The organism is Pseudomonas gingeri (genome assembly GCF_013386115.1).
Taxonomy (GTDB): Bacteria; Pseudomonadota; Gammaproteobacteria; order Pseudomonadales; family Pseudomonadaceae; genus Aquipseudomonas; species Aquipseudomonas gingeri.
The window spans coordinates 71,507-91,565 of the sequence record NZ_JACAOR010000006.1; the positions used below are offsets into that span (position 1 = coordinate 71,507).

Here is a 20,059-nt window from a genome sequence, read left to right on the forward strand (position 1 = left end):
CTTTTGAGCTTCCTGCTCGACGTCCTTGATTTGTAGGTTAACCCTGGATCCAATCCGGCGATATGGGTAAACAGCAGCACGTTATGTAAGCAAATGCTTACGCGAAAAACGCAGCATCAGAACTGCTCGGCATCCAGTAGGAAGAGCGATTCGCTGCCCGCTTTCACCGAGGCGGTCAGCGAGTGAATACGCGGCAACAGGCGTGCGAAATAGAACCGCGCAGTGCCCATTTTGCTCGCGTAGAACGCCTCCTGTTTCTCCTTGCCCGAGGCTGCCTTGGCCATCAGCGCCCACATGTAGGCATAGGCGGTATAGCCAAAGGCTTGCAGGTATTCGACTGATGCCGCACCGATCTCGTCCGGGTTGGTCCTGGAGCGATCCAGTACCCAGGCCGTCAGTTCGTCGAGGTTATCCACCGCCGCCGCCAGGGGCTGGGTGAACTCGTTCAGGTCAGCGCTCGCCGTGTCGATGAAATGGCGTATTTCCTCGGCAAACAGCCGGTAGTAGGCACCACCGCTGCCGACGATCTTGCGCCCCACCAGGTCCAGGGCCTGGATACCGTTGGTGCCCTCGTAGATCTGGGTGATGCGCACATCACGCACCAGTTGCTCCTGGCCCCACTCGCGGATATAGCCGTGACCGCCAAAGATCTGCTGGCCGTGCACCGTGGTTTCCAGGCCCAGGTCGGTCAGGAACGCCTTGGCCACCGGGGTCAGCAAGGCCACCAGTTCATCGGCACGCTTGCGGGTCGCCGCGTCTTCGCTGAACTTGGCGGTGTCCAGTTGCATCGCCACATAGGTGGAGAACGCCCGGCCGCCTTCGTTCGCCGCCTTCATGGTCAACAACATGCGGCGCACATCAGGATGGACGATGATCGGGTCGGCCACTTTATCCTTGGCCTTGGGCCCGGTCGGCGAACGGCTTTGCAGGCGATCGCGGGCATACTCGACGGCGTTCTGGTAGGAACGCTCACCCGAGGCCAGGCCCTGGATGCCGACGCCCAGGCGTTCGTAGTTCATCATGGTGAACATCGCGGCCAGGCCCTTGTTCGGCTCGCCGATCAGATAGCCCACGGCATCGTCGAAGTTCATCACGCAGGTGGCGGAAGCCTGGATGCCCATCTTGTGCTCGATGGAGCCGCAGTTCGCCGGGTTGCGCGCACCGAGGCTGCCATCGGCATTGACCAGGAACTTCGGCACCAGGAACAGCGAGATGCCTTTCGGACCGGCCGGCGCGTCCGGCAGCTTGGCCAGGACCAGGTGAATGATGTTTTCGGTCAGGTCGTGCTCACCACCGGTGATGAAGATCTTGGTGCCGCTGACCTTGTATGAACCGTCGGCCTGCGGTTCGGCCTTGGTGCGGATGATCCCCAGGTCGGTGCCGGCATGGGGTTCGGTCAGGCACATCGACCCGGCCCAGACACCGGCATACATGTTCGGCAGGTAGGCCGCCTTGAGCTCTTCGCTGGCGTGGGTGTTGATCGACACGCAGGCGCCGGCCGTCAGCATCGGGTACAGGCCGAAAGCGAGGCTGGAGGAGTTGATCATTTCCTCGACCTGGGCCGAGACGGCCTTGGGCATGCCCATGCCACCGAAGGCCGGATCGCCGCCGACACCCACCCAGCCGCCTTCGGCATAGGTCTGGTAGGCCTGGGGGAAACAGGCGGGCGTGGTGACCGCGCCGTTGTCCCAGCGGCAGCCTTCTTCGTCGCCACTGCGGCTCAGCGGTGCAATGCTCTTGGCGGTGACCTTGCCGGCTTCTTCGAGAATCGCCTCGACGGTTTCCGCGTCCACGCTCTCGGCCAGGGCAGGCAGTTGGGCCCAGAGATTGGCGACCTCGAAAACTTCATTGAGGACGAAGCGCATATCGCGCAGGGGCGCTTTGTAGTCAGCCATGGCAAACCTCGCAAGATCTAAAACGATACGGCCGCGCAGGGCCGATTTCCGAAGGTTTGAGTGTACCCGAACAACTTTTGCGACACATAGGGTCGGGATGTGACGTTTTTGTTATTTTTGGTCACTGGCAAACCCTGAGGGTAGGCGGCGCCTGTTCTGGCGCCTTCGCGGGCAAGCCTGGTTCCTACAAGGCAGGAGCCGTTTCTGGATGTCGTGCACAAGCGCAAACCTGTAGGAGCCGGGCTTGCCCGCGAAGAGGCCCTCAAGGCCAGCAACCCGACTACAGGGCAAACACCTGCGCCGGTAAACGCATCAGGCACTCGCTCCCCGCCTCCACCGCCGCCCGATGAGCGGCAGTGCGTGGCAGCAACCGCTTGAAGTAGAACTCGCAGGTCGCCAGCTTGCCCTGGCAATACTCCGCGTCGCCGCTACCGTCCTCCAGTTGTGCCTGGGCCACCAGCGCCATGCGCAGCCACAGGTAGGAGAGGATGATGTAGCCGCTGTACATCAGGTAATCCAGGGCCGCCGCGCCCACTTCGTCGGGGTTCTTCATGGCGGCCATGCCGACCTGCATCGTCAGGTCGCCCCATTGCCGGTTCAGTTCATCGAGTTGTGCCACATAGGCCTTGAGCTGGGGATGCCCGGCATTCGTCGCGCAGAACTTGTGCACGATCCGGGTGAAGCCGCGCAGCAGCTTGCCCTGGCTGCCGAGCACCTTGCGTCCCAGCAGGTCGAGCGCCTGGATGCCATTGGTGCCTTCGTAGATCGGCGCAATCCGGCAATCGCGCACCAGTTGCTCCATGCCCCATTCGCGAATGAAACCGTGGCCGCCAAATACCTGCATGCCGTGGTTGGTCACCTCCAGCCCGGTCTCGGTCATGAAGGCCTTGCAGATCGGCGTGAGGAACGCCAGCAGGTCCTCGGCTTCCTGGCGCTGTTCGGCCTGCGCGCCGAGGTGGGCGATGTCGAGCCACTGCGCGGTGAAATAGGTCAGCGCCCGGTTACCCTCGTTGAAGGCCTTCATGGTCAGCAGCATGCGCCGCACATCGGGGTGCACGATAATCGGATCAGCCGCCTTGTCGGGTGCTTTCGGTCCGCTCAAGGCACGCATCTGCAAACGGTCGTTGGCATATTTCACCGCGCCCTGGAAGCTTGCTTCCCCAAGGCACAGGCCCTGCATCCCGGTACCGAGGCGCGCATGGTTCATCATGGTGAACATGCAGTTGAGCCCCTTGTTCGCCTCACCGATGAGGAAGCCCTGCGCTTCATCGAAGTTCAGCACGCAGGTGGCCGAAGCCTTGATGCCCATCTTGTGTTCGATCGAGCCGCAGCTCACGCCGTTGCGCGGACCGGCATCACCCGCGGCATCCGGCAGGAACTTGGGCACGATGAACAGCGAGATGCCCTTGGTGCCCGCCGGCGCATCCGGCAGCTTGGCCAGCACCAGGTGCACGATGTTCTCGCTCATGTCGTGCTCGCCGGCGGAGATGAAGATCTTGCTCCCGGACAACGCATAACTGCCATCGGCCCGAGGCACGGCGCGGGTCTTGATCAACCCCAGGTCGGTGCCGCAATGGGCTTCGGTCAGGCACATGGTGCCGGTCCAGACGCCCGCCGTGAGCTTGCTCAGGTAAGTGTCTTTCTGCTCATCGGTGCCATGGGCATGGATCGCCGACATGGCGCCGTGGGTCAGTCCGGGGTACATGCCCCAGGACGTGTTGCTGGAGCCGATCATCTCGCTGATCACCAGCCCCAGCGAATGCGGCAGGCCCTGGCCGCCGTACCGCGGATCGGCGGCCAGCCCATGCCAGCCACCTTCGACGTACTGGGCAAAGGCCTGCTTGAATCCCTGCGGCGTCGTCACCACGCCATTGTCGAAGTGACAGCCCTCTTCGTCGCCGGAGCGATTCAGCGGCGCGAGCACCTGTTCACAGAACTTCGCGCCTTCCTCAAGGATGGCCCCGACCATGTCGGGGCTGGCATCGCTGGCACCCAGGCGGTCGTAATGGGTGTGGAAATCGAAAACATGGTCGAGCAGAAAGCGCATGTCGCGTAGCGGGGCTTTGTATTCAGGCATGGTCGTTTCTCCGGCAGCAGATCACTCAACCTACTGCCGTGTCCCGCCCCCGGACAATCACAGTCCAGTCGCTGAATGCGCCGCCATAACTCAGCCGACAGCTTCGCCCGTGCGTACCGCGCCACGGCGCGAGGTCTGCCCGGCGGCCATCACACAGTTGCGTCCGGCGCCCTTGGCGGCGTAGAGCGCCTGGTCGGCGGACTTGAGCACTTCTTCCGGGGTGCGCTGGTCCTGCTGGCGCTCGGCGACGCCGATACTGACCGTCACCGAGACGCTCGACGCCGCGCTGCCGGCCCGGCGCTGGCGGCCTTGCTGGTCATCCTGCGGGCGATTCTCCGGATTGCGCAGATGGATGTTGTAGTTGGCGATGACTTCACGAATCACCTCCAGGTGCGGCAGGCATTCCTCCAGGCTCTTGCCGGCGAATACCACCGCGAACTCCTCGCCCCCGTAACGGTAGGCGCGACCACCGCCGCTGACCTTCGCCAGCTTGCTAGCCACCAGGCGCAGCACCTGGTCACCAACGTCATGGCCGTGGGTGTCGTTGAATTTCTTGAAGTGGTCGACGTCGGTCATCGCCAGCACATAGTTGCGTCCCAGGCGCTGCATCCGCTCGTTGAGCGCACGGCGTCCCGGCAGGCCGGTCAGCTCGTCGCGGAACGCCATCTGATAGGCCTCGTGGGCCACCGCCGCGGCGATCATCAGCATCACCTGGCTGCACATGATGTTCAGGGTGAACGGCAGGATAAAGGTCATGGGCAACATCCAGAACAGCCCCACGAGGCCGATCAACTGGGCCGCATGCAAGGGTCGCGGACTGCGCCAGTACTGCACCGCCAGCAGCAGGAACGCCCCCAGGAAGACCGGGTAGGACAACTGGATCAGGCTCATCCAGGCGCCGTGCAACGCGGGCCAGCGAATCTCCGCCAGCCAGCCGAGCAGCGCATCCGGATAGCTTTGCTCCAGCCCCAGGGCGACGCTGCCCACCGCCAGCAGCACGGCAAAACGCGCCACCATGTCCTGGAACAGGTGCGTGCGCTCCTGCCAGGCACCGAACACGCCGAACAGCAGCGGCAGCAACAGGCAGACCAGGTGGAAAACCACCGCGGCGTCTTCGCGGACCTTGCCGTGGTCGCGGTAGTAATCGGCCTGCGTCGACAGCAGGAAGTAGGCGATATACACCGTGAGCATCAGAAACAGTTCGCGCTGGCGCCGGTACACCGCGCAATAGGCCCCGCCCAGCAACAGCACCAGGGTCGGCAGGACGTTGAACAGCGAAGTGAAGAAAACGTTGAGGTCCTTGACGTAGGCAGCCGCCAGCCCCGCAAGCAACAACAGTAAAGAGGGTAGGAAATGACTGAAATGTACAGCGGAAGAACGCGGCAAGGGTAAAGCTCCGACCGGCTGAATCAAGAGGTGGCATTGTGCCTTTATTTGTGCGAGTAAAGCACAAGGAATGTGACATGGATCACGAATGCTCTCTCTTTAACGGCAGGAAACGGCTTCTTCTTAGTGTTTTGCTCAGGAATATTTGTTGTCGCAAGCGACACCGTCGCGGTACTGGAAAAGCGCCCATGAAAAAGCCGCTTCCCCCGGAGGAGAAGCGGCTTTTCAGAGGTCAGCCCGGCGGGAATCAGTAGCCCAGGCTGAAGTTCTCTTCCTTCATGTCCATCAGGTTGTTGGCACCCGACAGCATGGTTGCAACGTGGGCCCGGGTACGCGGCAGGATGCGCTGGAAGTAGAAGCGCGCGGTCTGCAGCTTGGCGGTGTAGAAACCTTCCTCGGTGGTGCCGGCGGCCAGTTTCTCGGCAGCCAGGCGCGCCATGTCGGCCCAGAAGTAGGCCAGGCAGGCGTAACCGGAGTACATCAGGTAGTCCACCGAAGCGGCACCGACTTCTTCACGATCCTTCATCGCGGCCATGCCCACTTTCATGGTCAACTCGCCCCACTCCTTGTTCAACGCGGCCAGCGGAGCGACGAACTCGCTGACGGCCTCGTTGCCTTCGTTGTTCTGGCAGAACTTGTGGACGATCTTGGTGAAGCCCTTCAGCGCTTCGCCCTGGGTCATCAGCACCTTGCGACCCAGCAGGTCGAGGGCCTGGATACCGGTGGTGCCTTCGTACAGCATCGAAATACGGCTGTCGCGAACGTTCTGCTCCATGCCCCACTCGGCGATGAAGCCGTGGCCGCCGTAGATCTGCACGCCGTGGTTGGCGGCCTCGAAGCCGACTTCGGTCATGAACGCCTTGGCGATCGGCGTCATGAACGCCAGCAGCGCGTCAGCCTTCTTCTTCTCTTCTTCATCCTGGCCGTACTTGACGATGTCGACCTGCTTGGCGGTGAAGTAGACCATCGCCCGGTTACCTTCGGCGAAGGCCTTCATGGTCAGCAGCATGCGACGCACGTCAGGGTGCACGATGATCGGGTCGGCGGCCTTGTCCGGCGCTTTCGGACCGGTCAGGGAACGCATCTGCAGACGCTCGCGAGCGTACTTCAGGCCACCCTGGAAACCGATCTCGGCGTGGGACAGGCCTTGCAGCGCGGTACCCAGGCGAGCGGTGTTCATGAAGGTGAACATGCAGTTCAGGCCCTTGTTCGGCGGGCCGATCAGGAAGCCGGTGGCCGCGTCGAAGTTCATCACGCAGGTGGCGTTGCCGTGGATGCCCATCTTGTGTTCGATGGAGCCGCAGGAAACCGCATTGCGCTCACCGACCGCACCGTCGGCGTTCGGCAGGAACTTGGGCACGATGAACAGCGAGATACCCTTGGTGCCGGCCGGTGCATCCGGCAGGCGTGCCAGGACGATATGGACGATGTTGTCGGCCATGTCGTGTTCACCGGCCGAAATGAAGATCTTGGTGCCGCTGACCTTGTAGGAACCGTCGGCCTGAGGCTCGGCCTTGGTGCGCAGCATGCCCAGGTCGGTGCCGCAGTGCGGTTCGGTCAGGCACATGGTGCCGGTCCACTCGCCGGATACCAGCTTGGTCAGGTAGGCCTCTTGCTGCTCGGGCGTACCGTGCTCGGAAATGGTGTTCATCGCGCCATGGGACAGGCCCGGGTACATGCCCCACGACCAGTTGGCCGCGCCGACCATTTCGCTCACTGCCAGGCCCAGGGACTCAGGCAGGCCCTGGCCGCCGTGGGCCACGTCATGGGCCAGGCTCGGCCAGCCGCCTTCGACGAACTGCTTGTAGGCTTCCTTGAAGCCGGTCGGCGTCTTCACGCCCGATTCGCTCCAGGTGCAGCCTTCGGTGTCACCAACGCGGTTCAGCGGAGCCAGGACCTGTTCACAAAACTTGGCGCCTTCCTCGAGGATGGCGTCAACCATGTCCGGGGTAGCGTCCTGGCAAGCCGGCAGGCTCTGATAGTGCGCTTCGTAGCCGAGCAGTTCGTCACGAACGAAGCGAATATCACGCAAGGGGGCCTTGTAGTCAGGCATAGCGATAAACCTCTGCTGATGAAACCTGGAATAAGCGACCGCGTCGATTTGCCACGCCGGTCAAACAGTTGTTTGAAACATACGTTTGCGCTCAAATCTTGTCAAGCATCGTTCATAAGCCATTCGTCATACATAAGGGACAGGCGCGCAGGAAAAGGCCTGCGGCCTGGAGCGCAACGGCTGGCGATAAGCTAAGAATAGTCGAGAGAAAAGCAGGCTTTGAGATCAGTGCATGGGACGCGGAGCGTCCAGAGAAACATTCCCACGGGGACCGTCGGAACGATCAGGTGAGAGGCAACGATCAGGTGAGAGGCAACGATCAGGTGAGGGGGAACGGCCAGGTGCGCAGGAACGCTCAGCGAACGAGGAAACAGGGATCAACGGATTTTTTGAGCGTTCCCCACGCTCTGCGTGGGAATGCAGCCCGTGACGCTGCGCATCACAGAGACAGGATCAGGCGTAGGTGTCGATCAGCGTACCCAGGGCCTTGTCGGCGGCCTTCTCGACCTTGGCACCCAGTTCGACCTGGAGCTTGCCCTGGGACATGTCGACCATGGTGCTCGACAGATCCTGCTGGCTACGGTCCACCGACAGCAGGCGCTCGACCTGGGCATCGGAAGACTGGCTCTTCACCGAACGTTCGACAGTGGTATTGGCGATCTGGCTGGCAGCCTGATCGACACGGTTCTGCCCAGACTGAATAGTGCTCAGACCGGCATAAAAAGCGGTATTTCCTGAGATTTCCATGGGCGAACTCGACTGTACGGAAAAGTAACAGTGCTCATTGAAGCAGACCTGCCGGGAAAAGGCTCGTCAAAAACACTAATGGCACAATGCCCCGTGATAGTCAAAACCTAGTCCAGCAGGTCCAGTTGCAGATGCGCCGCCACCGCTTCGGCCGTGGCCGCCTTGAGCTTCGGCACCCGTCCCAGGCACGGCGCGGGCAGGCGCTCCGCCAGCGTCGCGAGGTTTTCTTCCAGACGAGAGGTCTTCGGGTCGATGATATTGGCGACCCAGCCGGCCAGTTGCAGGCCATCACGGGCAATCGCCTCGGCGGTCAGCAAGGCATGGCTGATGCAGCCAAGGCGCACCCCGACCACCAGGATCACCGGCAGCCCCAAGCCCTGGGCCAGGTCCGACAGATTGGCCTGGTCCGCCAGGGGCACCCGCCAGCCGCCGGCGCCCTCGATCAGGGTGAAGTCGGCATTTTTCGCCAGCACCTCACGCATCGGCCCCAGCAGCGATTGCACGGTCAAGGCGACGCCCGCCTCGCGCGCCGCCAGATGCGGAGCGATGGCCGGTTCGAAGGCCACCGGATTGACCTCGGCATAGGACAGCGGCACCGAGCACTCGGCCATCAATGCCAGGGCATCGGCGTTGCGCAGGCCCTTGGGTGTCACTTCGCAACCGGAGGCCACCGGCTTGCCGGCCGCCGTACTCAACCCGGCTACCCGCGCAGCGTGCAACAGGCCCGCGGCGATGGTGGTCTTGCCGACATCGGTATCCGTGCCGGTCACAAAATAGGCTGCACTCATAGCGGCTTCTCCAGCACGGCGTAGACCACCTGATAGGTCGCCGGCAAACCCTGCTCCTGGCGAAATTGCTCGTACGCGTTCATCAGCCCGAGAATCCGTGCCCGGCCCGTCAGTCCGCCCGGCCGTCCGGGATTGAGGTTATGCGCGCCCAGGGCCTTGAGTTCATGGGTCAGGCTGCGCACATCGGGGTAATACAGGACCTGCGGCCGGCTTTCCAGGCTCAGCACCCGCAGGCCACTGGCCGCGCACAGGCGCTCATAGTCGGCGAATTCGCGGAAACGATTGACGTGGACCATGCCATCCACGGCCCGCCAGCTGTCGCGCAACTCCTGCAAGGTGCCGACACACAGGCTGGCAAAGGCCATCACGCCGCCTGGCTGCAGGACCCGTCGGGCCTCATTGAGCACTGCCGCGAAATCCGCGCACCATTGCACCGCCAGGCTGGAGAACACCAGCGCACAGCTCTGCGCCTGCAACGGCAACCGCTCCGCATCCCCGGCGATAAAGTGCCGGGCGCCCCCCAGGGGCCGGGCGTGCTCGAGCATGCCCTCGGCGATATCCAGCGCCAGCCCGCGCTCCTCACCGAATCGGGCACCCAGCGCGCGGGTGAAATACCCCGTGCCGCAGCCGACATCGAGCCAGCGCGACGGCTTCAGTGGCGCCGGCAAGCGCAGCAACAGTTCGTGTCCGACATCGCGTTGCAACTCGGCAACGCTGTCATAGCTGGCGGCCGCACGGGAAAACGAAGCCGCGACCTGACGCTTGTCGGGCAGGCCGCCCGGCAACGGTGGGTGGGAAAGATCAGTCATCACCGGACTCATGCAGAAAAGCCTGGATGGCCCCGGCCACTCCGTGGGGGTCCTCCAGAAGAAAGGCGTGGCCGGCCTGCTCAATCAGGCCGACTTCAACATCCGGCAACAACGCCAGCAACGCAGCCGCGGCCTCGGCCGGGACCAGGCCATCGAGCCCGGCGAACAGATGCAACTGCGGTCCACGGTAGGCTTGCAGGGCCTCGCGGGTATCCAGTTGCGCCAGCACTTCCAGGCCGCTCAACAAGACCTGGGCAGCGCTGTTCGGCGCGCCACTCGACAGCAGACGCGACTGCCCACGCGGGTCCGCGCTGCCCTGGGCACACAGCAGGCTGAAGCGCTTGAGGGTGGCCTGGGGCTGCTCGCGGCAGCCGGCGAGGAACTGATCGAACGTCTCGTTGGCCATCGCGCTGGGCCAGCCGTCGCTGACGACGAAGCACGGGTTGCTCGCCAATGTCAGCAAGCCGCAGCAACGATCGCCACGACGCGCCGCCAGCTCCGAGGCGAGCATCCCACCCAGGGACCAGCCGCCCAGCCAGGTATCCTCCGGCAGGGTCGCATCCAGTTCCTCGATCCATTGCCCCAGCTCACCGGAGTCCAGTTCCGGCAGCGGTTCGATTTCCACCCGCAGGCGCTCGTCCAGCCCGCGCAAGGCGGCCGCCAGCGGCTCCAGCGGTGAAACACCGAGGCCCCAACCGGGCAACAGGATCAGACGATCACGCATGGTGTGGCTCCAACGGCTCATGGGGACCCAGCAACCTGGAACATTCTGCCAATCCTTCTAACAATAGCTGCACCTGCGCTTCACTGTGGGCGGCGGACAAGGTCACCCGCAAACGCGCGCTGCCGGCGGGCACGGTCGGCGGACGAATCGCAGTGACCATCAGCCCGCGCTCGCGCAGTAACTGCGAGAAACGCAGCGCCCGTCCGGCATCGCCGATCAGGATCGGCTGGATCGGCGTGAAGCTGTCCATCAGTGCCAGGCCGATCTGCAGCGCGCCCTCGCGGAACTGGCGGATCAATGCATCCAGATGTGCCCGCCGCCAGTGTTCGGTGCGCAGCAACTCCAGGCTTTTCAGGGTGGCGCAGGCCAGCGCCGGTGGCTGGCTGGTGGTGTAGATATAGGGGCGGGCGAACTGGATCAGGCTCTCGATCAACTCTTCGCTGCCGGCGACAAACGCCCCCGCCGTGCCAAACGCCTTGCCCAGGGTGCCGACCAGCACCGGCACGTCCTCCTGGCTCAGGCCGAAGTGCTCGACGATCCCGCCACCGTTGGCGCCCAGCGGGCCGAAGCCATGGGCGTCATCGACCATCAGCCAGGCGCCCCGGGCCCGGGTCTCACGGGCCAGGGCCGGCAGGTCGGCGAGATCGCCGTCCATGCTGAACACCCCGTCGGTGACCACCAGCGTATTGCCGGTGGCCTTTTCCAGGCGCTTGGCGAGGCTCCCGGCGTCGTTGTGCAGATAGCGGTTGAAACGCGCGCCCGAGAGCAGCCCGGCGTCCAGCAGCGAGGCGTGGTTGAGACGGTCTTCCAGCACCGTGTCGCCCTGCCCGACCAGCGCCGTGACCGTACCGAGGTTGGCCATGTAGCCGGTGGTGAACAACAGCGCCCGAGGCCGTCCAGTGAGGTCGGCGAGGGCTTCTTCCAGCGCATGGTGCGGGCCGCTGTGGCCGATCACCAGGTGCGACGCCCCGCCACCCACGCCCCAGCGCGCCGCGCCGGCCTGCCAGGCTTCGATCACCTGCGGGTGATTGGCCAGCCCCAGGTAGTCGTTGTTGCAGAAAGCCAGCAGCCGCCGGCCATCGACCACCACGTCCGGCCCCTGGGGGCTGTCGAGCAGCGGTCGCTGGCGATAGAGGTTTTCGGCACGACGGGCAGCCAGGCGTGCAGAGAGATCGAAGGACATGGGCGCCTCGCAGATGCAATCTCAGGAACACAACATGACCTTGTGGGAGCCGGGCTTGCCCGCGAAGCTCTTGGCGACCTCAAGGACGCCTTCGCGGCGACGCGGCATGCCGACAAGCCCGGCTCCCACAGGTTGTGTGTTCCCGCAGGAAGGACGGAGTGGATCAGACCGCAGCGTTATAGAACTGCTCGCTGCTCTTCTGCTCCACCAGCGCCTGCTCGATGGCCGCCTGGTGCACTTCGTCGGCGTGCTCTTCACGGGCTTCCGGCTGGATGCCCAGGCGGGCGAACAGTTGCATGTCCTTGTCGGCCTGCGGGTTGGCGGTGGTCAGCAGCTTGTCGCCGTAGAAAATCGAGTTCGCGCCGGCCAGGAATGCCAGGGCCTGCATCTGCTCGTTCATCGCCTCGCGACCCGCCGACAGGCGCACGTGGGATTTGGGCATGAGGATCCGCGCCACCGCCAGCATGCGGATGAAATCGAACGGATCGACATCATCGGCGTTTTCCAGCGGCGTACCGGCGACCTTCACCAGCATGTTGATCGGCACCGACTCCGGGTGCTCCGGCAGGTTGGCCAGTTGGATCAGCAGCCCGGCGCGGTCATCGAGGGACTCGCCCATGCCGAGGATGCCGCCGGAGCAGATCTTCATGCCGGCATCACGCACGTAGGCCAGGGTCTGCAAGCGTTCGCCGTAGGTGCGGGTGGTGATGATGCTGCCGTAGAACTCCGGCGAGGTATCGAGGTTGTGGTTGTAGTAGTCGAGACCGGCCTCGGCCAGGGCGGCGGTCTGGTCCTGGTCGAGACGCCCCAGGGTCATGCAGGTTTCCAGGCCCATGGCCTTCACGCCCTTGACCATCTGCAGCACGTAGGGCATGTCCTTGGCCGACGGATGTTTCCACGCCGCGCCCATGCAGAAGCGGGTCGAACCGATGGCCTTGGCCCGTGCGGCTTCTTCCAGCACCTTCTGCACTTCCATCAGCTTTTCTTTTTCCAGCCCGGTGTTGTAGTGGCCGGACTGTGGACAGTACTTGCAGTCTTCCGGGCAGGCACCGGTCTTGATCGACAGCAGGGTCGACACTTGCACGCGATTGGCATCGAAGTGCGCGCGGTGCACGCTCTGGGCCTGGAACAGCAGGTCGTTGAACGGCTGGACAAACAGCGCCTTGACCTCGGCCAAAGACCAATCGTGACGCAAAGTGGCGGTGATGCTGGCGCTCATCGGCGGAGTTCCTTGTTTTATGCTGGGCAAGCGGCGGGGCAAGCAATACCCACAACCGCGACACGGATGCTCGGCATATTTAAGGAAGCGACATGGACTGTCAACCACATAACAAATCACAGGTTTACATTTGGTTAAAAAACAAACAGATCTGTTTATTATGCGATGAGCCCGGTGACAGCAGTCATCCACTCTGCACGCCCTGTGAAAGCGAACTGCCCTGGCTGCTGGACGGCTGCCAGACCTGCGCCCTGCCCCTGCCGATGTCCGGCCTGACCTGCGGCCACTGCCTGAAGCGGCCGCCCAGCTTCGAACAGGTGATCGCCCCCTGGACCTACCGCTTCCCGGTGGACAGCCTGATCACCCGCTTCAAGCACCAGAGCCAATGGCCGCTGGGACGCCTGCTCGCCGAGCTGCTGGCCGAGGCCCTGCGCGAGCGTTTCGACACCGGCCTGCCCCGCCCGGACCTGTTGCTGCCGGTACCCCTGGCGATCAGGCGCCAGCGCCAACGCGGCTACAACCAGGCGGCGATGCTGATGGACTGGCTGGGCCAAAGCCTGGAAATCCCCGTGGATGAACACCGTTTGCTGCGTATTCAGGACACGGTGGCGCAGCAGGACCTGGACGCCAGGGCACGCCGGCGCAACCTGCTGAACGCCTTTGCCCTGGCGCCCGGCGCCCGGGTCGAGGGCCTGCACCTGGCCCTGGTCGACGACGTGCTGACCACCGGCGCCACCGCCGAAAGCCTCGCCCGCCTGCTGCTCAAGGCCGGTGCCCGGCGCATCGACGTCTATTGCCTGGCGCGCACGCCGGCCCCACAAAGCCGCTAGTTGTGGGAGCTGGCTTGCCAGCGATGAGGCCCGTGAGCCTTGTATCGCCTGACCAGCCGCCATCGCCAGCAAGCCGGCTCCTACAAGGTTGTGACTACCTCATATGCAGCGCCGAAGCCCACATGTTGTGGGAGCTGGCTTGACGCCACCGACGCCGAAAGGCACCTTGCCTGGCACCTCTACCGTTCGAAGCTCGCCCATGTCCCTGCCCGTCCTGCTCACTCAACATATCGTCCGTCGCCCGCAGCGCATTGCCCTGCTGCAACATATCGCCGAGCAGGGTTCGATCACCCGTGCGGCGAAAAGCGCCGGCTTGAGCTACAAGGCGGCGTGGGACGCTATCGATGAACTGAACAACCTGGCGCAGAAGCCACTGGTGGAACGCAGTGTCGGCGGCAAGGGCGGCGGCGGGGCAAAGCTGTCGGCCGAGGGCGAGCGGGTATTGCGCCTGTACCAGCGCCTGCAAGTCATCCAGGCCCAGGTGCTGGAAGCCGCCGAGGACGCCAGTGACCTCGACCTGCTCGGGCGCCTGATGCTGCGTACCAGCGCCCGCAACCAACTGCATGGCACCGTGATCGCGATCGACAGCCACGGGCGCAATGACCTGATCCGCCTGGAACTAGCCGGCGGCCTGACCCTGCAGGCGCAGATCACCCACGACAGCACCCTCAGGCTGGAACTGGAAATCGGCACCCAGGTGGTCGCCCTGATCAAGGCCGGCTGGCTGGAATTGATCGCCCCGCAGGCCTCAGTAACACCTGGACACAATTGTCTCGGTGGTCTTGTCGAGGAAATTCTCGAGGACGAAAGCGGGCCTTCGGAGGTCAGGATCGCCCTGCCGAACGGACAAACCCTTTGCGCCCTGGCCGGGCCAGAACAGTTGGCCGCCCTCGGCCTCGCGGCGGGAAGCCCGGTGCAGACGCAGTTTGCGCCGTCCCTCGTATTGCTGGGTACACCGTTGTGACCTCATCACCGGCAAGCCGGCTTCCACAACAGCCCGCCTGCCTCCGGTAGGAACCGGCTTGCCAACGATCGATCCAGCAACACTCGCGACTTTTTCCTGCAACAAATCCGTCATCCCCCCTCACTAAGGTGACCGCTTAACCGCAGGGAGCCTGATGATGAAACTACTAGAAGAAAACCAATCCACCGACCTCGAGCAGATGGTCGGCCTCAGCCGCCGTGGCTTTATCAGTGCCGGTGCCCTGTGCGGCGCGGCGATGTTCCTCGGTGGCAACCTGCTGACCCGCAGCGTGATGGCCGCCAGCGTCAGCGCCGCCTCCGGCAAGCTGCTGGGCTTCGACAGCATTGCCGCCGCCACCAGCGACAGCCTGACCCTGCCGCCCGGCTATACCTCGTCGGTACTGATCAGCTGGGGCCAGCCCCTGGAGAAGAACGGCCCGGCCTTCGACCCCAGCGGCAACGGCACCGCCAAGGCCCAGGAAGTCCAGTTCGGCGACAACAACGACGGCATGAGCCTGTTCCCGTTCCCCGGCGACGACAACCGTGCGCTGATGGCGATCAACAACGAATACACCAACTACCGTTACCTCTACCCCCACGGCGGCCAGCCGAAATCCCTCGAAGACGTGCGCAAGGCCCAGGCCAGCGAAGGCGTCTCGGTGATCGAAGTGCGGCGCAAGGGCGAGCAATGGCAGTTCGTCCAGGGTTCCTCCTACAACCGACGCATCCACGGCAACACGCCGATCAGATTCGGCGGCCCGGCAGCCGGCCATCCCTGGCTGCAGACCAAGGCCGACAAGCAGGGGCGCAAAGTCCTCGGCACCTTCCAGAACTGCGCCAACGGCAAGACGCCGTGGGGCACCTACCTGACCTGCGAAGAGAACTTCACCGACTGCTTCGGCAGCAGCAACGCCGAACAGAAATTCGATGCCGGGCAAAAACGCTATGGCGTGGTCGCCACCAGCAAGGAGATCAACTGGCACCTGCACGACCCGCGTTTCGACATGGCCCTGAACCCCAACGAACTCAACCGTCACGGCTGGGTGGTGGAGATCGATCCGTTCGACCCGCAGTCCACTCCGGTCAAGCGCACCGCCCTCGGTCGCTTCAAGCACGAGAACGCCGCCCTGGCCGAAACCCGCGACGGTCGCGCCGTGGTCTACATGGGCGACGATGAACGCGGCGAGTTCATCTACAAGTTCATCAGCCGCGACAAGATCAACCACAAGAATGCCAAAGCCAACCGCGACCTGCTGGATCACGGCACCTTGTACGTCGCCCGTTTCGACAATGGCGACGGCAACCCGGATCGACCCAAGGGCGCGGGCGAATGGGTCGAGCTGACCTTCGGCAAGAACGGCATCGATGCCAACAGCGGCTTTGCCAGCCAGGCCGAAGTACTGATCCACGCCCGGCTGGCCGCCAGCGTGGTCAAGGCGACGCGCATGGACCGTCCGGAGTGGATCGTCGTCAGCCCCATCGACGGCCAGGTCTACTGCACCCTGACCAACAACGCCAAGCGCGGCGAAGACGGCCAGCCGGTGGGCGGGCCGAACCCACGGGAGAAAAACGTCTACGGGCAGATCCTGCGCTGGCAGGCCGCGGGTAACGATCATGGTGCCCTGCGCTTTGACTGGGACCTGTTCGTGGTCGCCGGCAACCCGGGCGTGCATGCCGGCACCGCCAAGGGCGGCTCGTCGAACATCACCCCGCAGAACATGTTCAACAGCCCGGACGGCCTGGGTTTCGACAAGGCCGGTCGGCTGTGGATCCTCACGGACGGCGACTACAGCAACGCCGGCGACTTCGCCGGCATGGGCAACAACCAGATGCTTTGCGCCGACCCGGCGACCGGCGAAATCCGTCGCTTCATGGTCGGCCCGGTGGGTTGCGAAGTCACCGGCATCAGCTTCGCGCCGGACCAGAAGACCCTGTTCGTCGGCATCCAGCATCCGGGTGAAAACGGCGGTTCGACCTTCCCCGAGCATCTGCCGAACGGCAAGCCGCGCTCGTCGGTGATGGCGATCCGGCGGGAAGACGGCGGGATCGTCGGCGCCTGATAAACCGCTTTCGCGGGCAAGCCCGCTCCCACATGGGTGCTGTCGTTCACAGGAAAACCTTACGACACAGCACCTATGGGAGCAGGCAAGGCCGCCCCCACATGGGGGCTGTCGGTTACAGGAAAGCCTTGCGACACAGCACCTATGGGAGCAGGCAAGGCCGTCCCCACATGGGGGCTGTCGGTTACAGGAAAATCTTACGACACAGCACCTGTGGGAGCAGGCAAGGCCGTCCCCACATGGGGGCTGTCGGTTACAGGAAAACCTTACGACACAGCACCTGTGGGAGCGGGCTTGCCCGCGAAGAGGCCCGCCCAGCCACCCCATTTCCCAGCCCGCGACAGCGACTGGAACAGTCACCACACTTCATGGCCCCGGTGCGCTAACATGCTTGGCCGGACGCGGCAGCCTGCTGCGCGCAGGAGCCAGTATGTCCCACCCGTTTGAAACACTTACCCCCGACCTGGTGCTCGACGCCGTGGAAAGCATCGGCTTTCTCAGCGACGCCCGCGTACTCGCGCTCAACAGCTACGAAAACCGCGTCTATCAGGTGGGCATCGAAGATGGCGAACCACTGATCGCCAAGTTCTATCGGCCCCAGCGCTGGACCAACGAAGCCATTCTCGAAGAACACCGCTTCACCTTCGAACTGGCCGAGTGCGAAGTCCCCGTCGTCGCGCCGATGATCCACAACGGCGAAAGCCTGTTCGAGCATGCCGGCTTTCGCTTCACCCTGTTTCCCCGTCGCGGCGGTCGCGCCCCGGAGCCGGGCAATCTCGACCAGCTCTATCGCCTGGGCCAACTGCTCGGTCGCCTGCATGCCGTCGGCGCCACCCGTCCGTTCGAACACCGCGAAGCCCTCGGGGTGAAGAATTTCGGCCAGGACTCCCTGACCACCCTGCTCGAAGGCAACTTCATCCCGCGCAGCCTGCTGCCCGCCTACGAGTCGGTGGCCCGTGACCTGCTCAAGCGCGTGGAACAGGTCTACAAGGAAACCCCGCACCAGAACATCCGCATGCACGGCGACTGCCACCCCGGCAACATGATGTGCCGCGACGAGATGTTCCATATCGTCGACCTCGATGACTGCCGCATGGGCCCCGCCGTCCAGGACCTGTGGATGATGCTCGCCGGCGACCGCCAGGAATGCCTCGGCCAGCTCTCGGAACTGATGGACGGCTACAGCGAGTTCCACGACTTCAATCCCCGTGAGCTGGCGCTGATCGAACCCCTGCGCGCCTTGCGCCTGATGCACTACAGCGCCTGGCTGGCCCGCCGCTGGGACGACCCGGCGTTTCCCCACAGCTTCCCGTGGTTCGGCAGCGAACGTTACTGGGGCGACCAGGTGCTGGCCTTGCGCGAACAACTTTCCGCGCTGAATGAAGAACCTCTGAAATTATTCTGACGGTTGTGGCAGGATTTGCTGACAATGGCGTCTGAAAAGACGCCATCGCTGGCAAGCCAGCTCCCACAGTGAAGAGGCAACAGTCCGTTGCCCTCCAGCCGTTCCCGCAACCTGTAGGAGCTGGCTTGCCAGCGATAGGGCCCTCAACCCCAGCACACTCATCAACCCCCTGACACCCATAAACGACAATCAGTCCGCAGCCCAAGAAAGGACTCTGCATGCAAGCCGCCAACCCGCGCCGCGGGTACATCCTTGGCCTCACCGCCTACATCATCTGGGGCCTGTTCCCGCTCTACTTCAAAGCCATCGCCAGCGTACCGGCCGTAGAAATCATCATTCACCGCGTGCTCTGGTCCGCGCTGTTCGGTGCCGCGCTGCTGGCCGTCTGGAAACACCCGGGCTGGTGGCGCGAACTGCGGGAAAACCCGCGCCGCCTGGCGATCCTGGCCCTGAGCGGCACACTGATCGCCGCCAACTGGCTGACCTATGTCTGGTCGGTGAACAACGGGCGGATGCTCGAGGCCAGCCTCGGTTACTACATCAATCCGCTGATCAACGTCTTGCTGGGCATGTTGCTACTGGGTGAGCGCCTGCGCCGCCTGCAATGGATCGCGGTCAGCCTCGCGGCCATCGGTGTGGCGCAGCAGGTCTGGCAGGTCGGCAGCCTGCCATGGGTCTCGCTGGTGCTGGCGCTGACCTTCGGTTTCTACGGCCTGATCCGCAAGCAGGCGCCGGTCCAGGCCTTGCCCGGCCTGGTGGTGGAAACCTGGATGCTGGTGCCGATCGCCATCGCCTGGCTGCTGTTCCATCCCGCCGCCGGCACCGCGCAGGCCGATTTCTGGAGCAGTTCCCAGGCCTGGTGGCTGGTGGCCGCCGGCCCGGTCACGCTGATCCCGCTGGTGAGCTTCAACGCCGCCGCGCGCCACCTGCCCTACACCACCCTCGGCTTCCTCCAGTACCTGGCGCCGACCCTGGTGCTGCTGCAGGCCGTGTTGCTGTTCGACGAACATCTGTCGCCGGCCACGCTGCTGGCGTTCATCTTCATCTGGGCCGGCCTGGCGGTGTACAGCGTCGATATCTGGCTCAGCCTGCGCAAACGCAGCTGATCAAAAAACATACAGAAGCCTGAAAGGCACGGTTTCAAAGGGCCGCAGGCTTCCATCCCAAGGTTATCCACAAGCCGGTCCACGCCGTTTGTGCACAACCCCTTGAAACTGCTCGTTTTTTGCTCAAACCTCGACAAGCCCCGGCCTACCTGGCCGGGCGCCGTGTCTCCCCAGGTTATCCACAGGCCCGTCCCCGGTTAACTTGGATAACCCGCCTCAACCTTCGCTGCGCAACACCAGTTCCACCATCAGGTCATCCGCCAGGGTTTCCAGGCGTGCCTGCAAGGTATCCAGGGACAAGGTCAGCGGCACCGCCAGAATCGCCTCGGCATGGAACAAGGGTTCGCTGCTCATCGGCGCCGGGCGGACGTCCGTCACCAACCGCTCGAGGTTGACCCCCTGCTCGCTCAGCAACCGGGTGATATCGCGGACGATCCCGGGGCGGTCGTTGCCCACCAGTTCCATGGCGATGGGCTTCCAGGTACAGGACTGCTCGATGCCGGTTTCGGCGACCAGCACGCGGATGCCCTGGCCGGCGAGCGCCTGCAGGGCGTCGATCAGTTCATCATGGGCTTCGGCCGGCACCCCCACCCGCAGGATTCCGGCGAACTGCCCGGCCAGGCGCGACATTCGGCTTTCCAGCCAGTTGCCGCCGTGCTCGGCGATGCACTGGGCGATCCGTTCCACCTGGCCGGCTTTATCCGGGGCGAATACTGTCAGTACGAGATGGTCCACGGGATAGCCCTCTTGTCGTTGATCGGTCCAGTATAGGCAAGGGGCCAGGGGAGCACCGTCCAGGGCGTCGGCGAGCCAC

General features: G+C 63.9%; 16 protein-coding genes. 5 read left to right on the plus strand and 11 right to left on the minus strand.

From position 1 onward, the window contains the following. Positions 1-116: 116 nt before the first annotated feature. From HX881_RS12100 to bioB, 10 genes are all read right to left on the minus strand, one after another. The gene (locus HX881_RS12100; protein ID WP_177084656.1) at positions 117-1,895 is read right to left on the minus strand and encodes an acyl-CoA dehydrogenase C-terminal domain-containing protein; all 1,779 of its coding nucleotides are present in this window, start codon (positions 1,893-1,895) and stop codon (positions 117-119) included. A gap of 280 nt (positions 1,896-2,175) precedes the next feature. Then, complete coding sequence (locus tag HX881_RS12105) at positions 2,176-3,972, minus strand: acyl-CoA dehydrogenase C-terminal domain-containing protein (protein WP_177084659.1); 1,797 nt, start codon at positions 3,970-3,972, stop codon at positions 2,176-2,178. Positions 3,973-4,062: 90 nt separating this feature from the next. Further along, complete coding sequence (locus tag HX881_RS12110; protein WP_177084661.1) at positions 4,063-5,358, minus strand: GGDEF domain-containing protein; 1,296 nt, start codon at positions 5,356-5,358, stop codon at positions 4,063-4,065. 247 nt (positions 5,359-5,605) lie between these two features. Beyond that, positions 5,606-7,411: a phenylacyl-CoA dehydrogenase gene (locus HX881_RS12115; RefSeq protein ID WP_177084663.1), complete on the minus strand. Its 1,806-nt coding sequence runs from the start codon at positions 7,409-7,411 to the stop codon at positions 5,606-5,608. Positions 7,412-7,864: 453 nt separating this feature from the next. Continuing rightward, positions 7,865-8,158, minus strand: a complete 294-nt coding sequence (locus HX881_RS12120) for a hypothetical protein (protein WP_017128730.1) — start codon at positions 8,156-8,158, stop codon at positions 7,865-7,867. 107 nt (positions 8,159-8,265) lie between these two features. Further along, positions 8,266-8,946, minus strand: coding sequence for a dethiobiotin synthase (gene bioD / locus HX881_RS12125; RefSeq protein ID WP_017128731.1), 681 nt, complete (start codon positions 8,944-8,946; stop codon positions 8,266-8,268). Then, positions 8,943-9,755: a malonyl-ACP O-methyltransferase BioC gene (gene bioC, locus HX881_RS12130; protein WP_177084664.1), complete on the minus strand. Its 813-nt coding sequence runs from the start codon at positions 9,753-9,755 to the stop codon at positions 8,943-8,945. The genes bioD and bioC overlap by 4 nt, the downstream gene beginning before the upstream one ends. After that, on the minus strand, positions 9,748-10,479 hold the full coding sequence (locus tag HX881_RS12135; RefSeq protein ID WP_017128733.1) for an alpha/beta fold hydrolase: 732 nt from the start codon (positions 10,477-10,479) through the stop codon (positions 9,748-9,750). Before HX881_RS12135 ends, bioC begins: the two co-directional genes overlap by 8 nt. After that, positions 10,472-11,662, minus strand: coding sequence for an 8-amino-7-oxononanoate synthase (bioF, locus tag HX881_RS12140; RefSeq protein WP_177084666.1), 1,191 nt, complete (start codon positions 11,660-11,662; stop codon positions 10,472-10,474). The genes HX881_RS12135 and bioF overlap by 8 nt, the downstream gene beginning before the upstream one ends. A gap of 163 nt (positions 11,663-11,825) precedes the next feature. Beyond that, positions 11,826-12,881 carry a biotin synthase BioB gene (bioB, locus tag HX881_RS12145; protein ID WP_017128735.1) on the minus strand — a complete coding sequence of 352 codons (1,056 nt, stop codon included), beginning with the start codon at positions 12,879-12,881 and terminating at the stop codon, positions 11,826-11,828. A gap of 92 nt (positions 12,882-12,973) precedes the next feature. Here bioB and HX881_RS12150 point away from each other — a divergent pair, with 92 nt between their 5' ends. From HX881_RS12150 to rarD, 5 genes are all read left to right on the plus strand, one after another. After that, on the plus strand, positions 12,974-13,711 hold the full coding sequence (locus tag HX881_RS12150; RefSeq protein ID WP_177084668.1) for a ComF family protein: 738 nt from the start codon (positions 12,974-12,976) through the stop codon (positions 13,709-13,711). A gap of 199 nt (positions 13,712-13,910) precedes the next feature. Continuing rightward, positions 13,911-14,675, plus strand: coding sequence for a TOBE domain-containing protein (locus tag HX881_RS12155; protein ID WP_177084670.1), 765 nt, complete (start codon positions 13,911-13,913; stop codon positions 14,673-14,675). Between the two features lie 157 nt (positions 14,676-14,832). Beyond that, complete coding sequence (locus HX881_RS12160; protein ID WP_177084672.1) at positions 14,833-16,734, plus strand: PhoX family protein; 1,902 nt, start codon at positions 14,833-14,835, stop codon at positions 16,732-16,734. Positions 16,735-17,164: 430 nt separating this feature from the next. Continuing rightward, on the plus strand, positions 17,165-18,139 hold the full coding sequence (locus tag HX881_RS12165; protein WP_177084680.1) for a serine/threonine protein kinase: 975 nt from the start codon (positions 17,165-17,167) through the stop codon (positions 18,137-18,139). Between the two features lie 218 nt (positions 18,140-18,357). Beyond that, the gene (gene rarD / locus HX881_RS12170) at positions 18,358-19,245 is read left to right on the plus strand and encodes an EamA family transporter RarD (RefSeq protein ID WP_177084682.1); all 888 of its coding nucleotides are present in this window, start codon (positions 18,358-18,360) and stop codon (positions 19,243-19,245) included. A 216-nt stretch (positions 19,246-19,461) separates the two neighbouring features. Here the strand turns inward: rarD and HX881_RS12175 are convergent, their stop codons facing one another. Then, complete coding sequence (locus tag HX881_RS12175) at positions 19,462-19,980, minus strand: glycine cleavage system transcriptional repressor (RefSeq protein ID WP_017128741.1); 519 nt, start codon at positions 19,978-19,980, stop codon at positions 19,462-19,464. Between the last annotated feature and the right edge of the window lie 79 nt (positions 19,981-20,059).

Excerpts from the sequence above, each read along its gene's own strand:
- HX881_RS12100 (WP_177084656.1), bottom strand. The coding sequence starts at position 1,895 with ATGGCTGACTACAAAGCGCCCCTGCGCGATATGCGCTTCGTCCTCAAT.
- HX881_RS12105 (WP_177084659.1), bottom strand. The coding sequence starts at position 3,972 with ATGCCTGAATACAAAGCCCCGCTACGCGACATGCGCTTTCTGCTCGAC.
- HX881_RS12115 (WP_177084663.1), bottom strand. The coding sequence starts at position 7,411 with ATGCCTGACTACAAGGCCCCCTTGCGTGATATTCGCTTCGTTCGTGAC.
- HX881_RS12120 (WP_017128730.1), bottom strand. The coding sequence starts at position 8,158 with ATGGAAATCTCAGGAAATACCGCTTTTTATGCCGGTCTGAGCACTATT.
- bioD (WP_017128731.1), bottom strand. The coding sequence starts at position 8,946 with ATGAGTGCAGCCTATTTTGTGACCGGCACGGATACCGATGTCGGCAAG.
- bioC (WP_177084664.1), bottom strand. The coding sequence starts at position 9,755 with ATGACTGATCTTTCCCACCCACCGTTGCCGGGCGGCCTGCCCGACAAG.
- HX881_RS12135 (WP_017128733.1), bottom strand. The coding sequence starts at position 10,479 with ATGCGTGATCGTCTGATCCTGTTGCCCGGTTGGGGCCTCGGTGTTTCA.
- bioF (WP_177084666.1), bottom strand. The coding sequence starts at position 11,662 with ATGTCCTTCGATCTCTCTGCACGCCTGGCTGCCCGTCGTGCCGAAAAC.
- bioB (WP_017128735.1), bottom strand. The coding sequence starts at position 12,881 with ATGAGCGCCAGCATCACCGCCACTTTGCGTCACGATTGGTCTTTGGCC.
- HX881_RS12150 (WP_177084668.1), top strand. The coding sequence starts at position 12,974 with ATGGACTGTCAACCACATAACAAATCACAGGTTTACATTTGGTTAAAA.
- HX881_RS12155 (WP_177084670.1), top strand. The coding sequence starts at position 13,911 with ATGTCCCTGCCCGTCCTGCTCACTCAACATATCGTCCGTCGCCCGCAG.
- HX881_RS12160 (WP_177084672.1), top strand. The coding sequence starts at position 14,833 with ATGAAACTACTAGAAGAAAACCAATCCACCGACCTCGAGCAGATGGTC.
- HX881_RS12165 (WP_177084680.1), top strand. The coding sequence starts at position 17,165 with ATGTCCCACCCGTTTGAAACACTTACCCCCGACCTGGTGCTCGACGCC.
- rarD (WP_177084682.1), top strand. The coding sequence starts at position 18,358 with ATGCAAGCCGCCAACCCGCGCCGCGGGTACATCCTTGGCCTCACCGCC.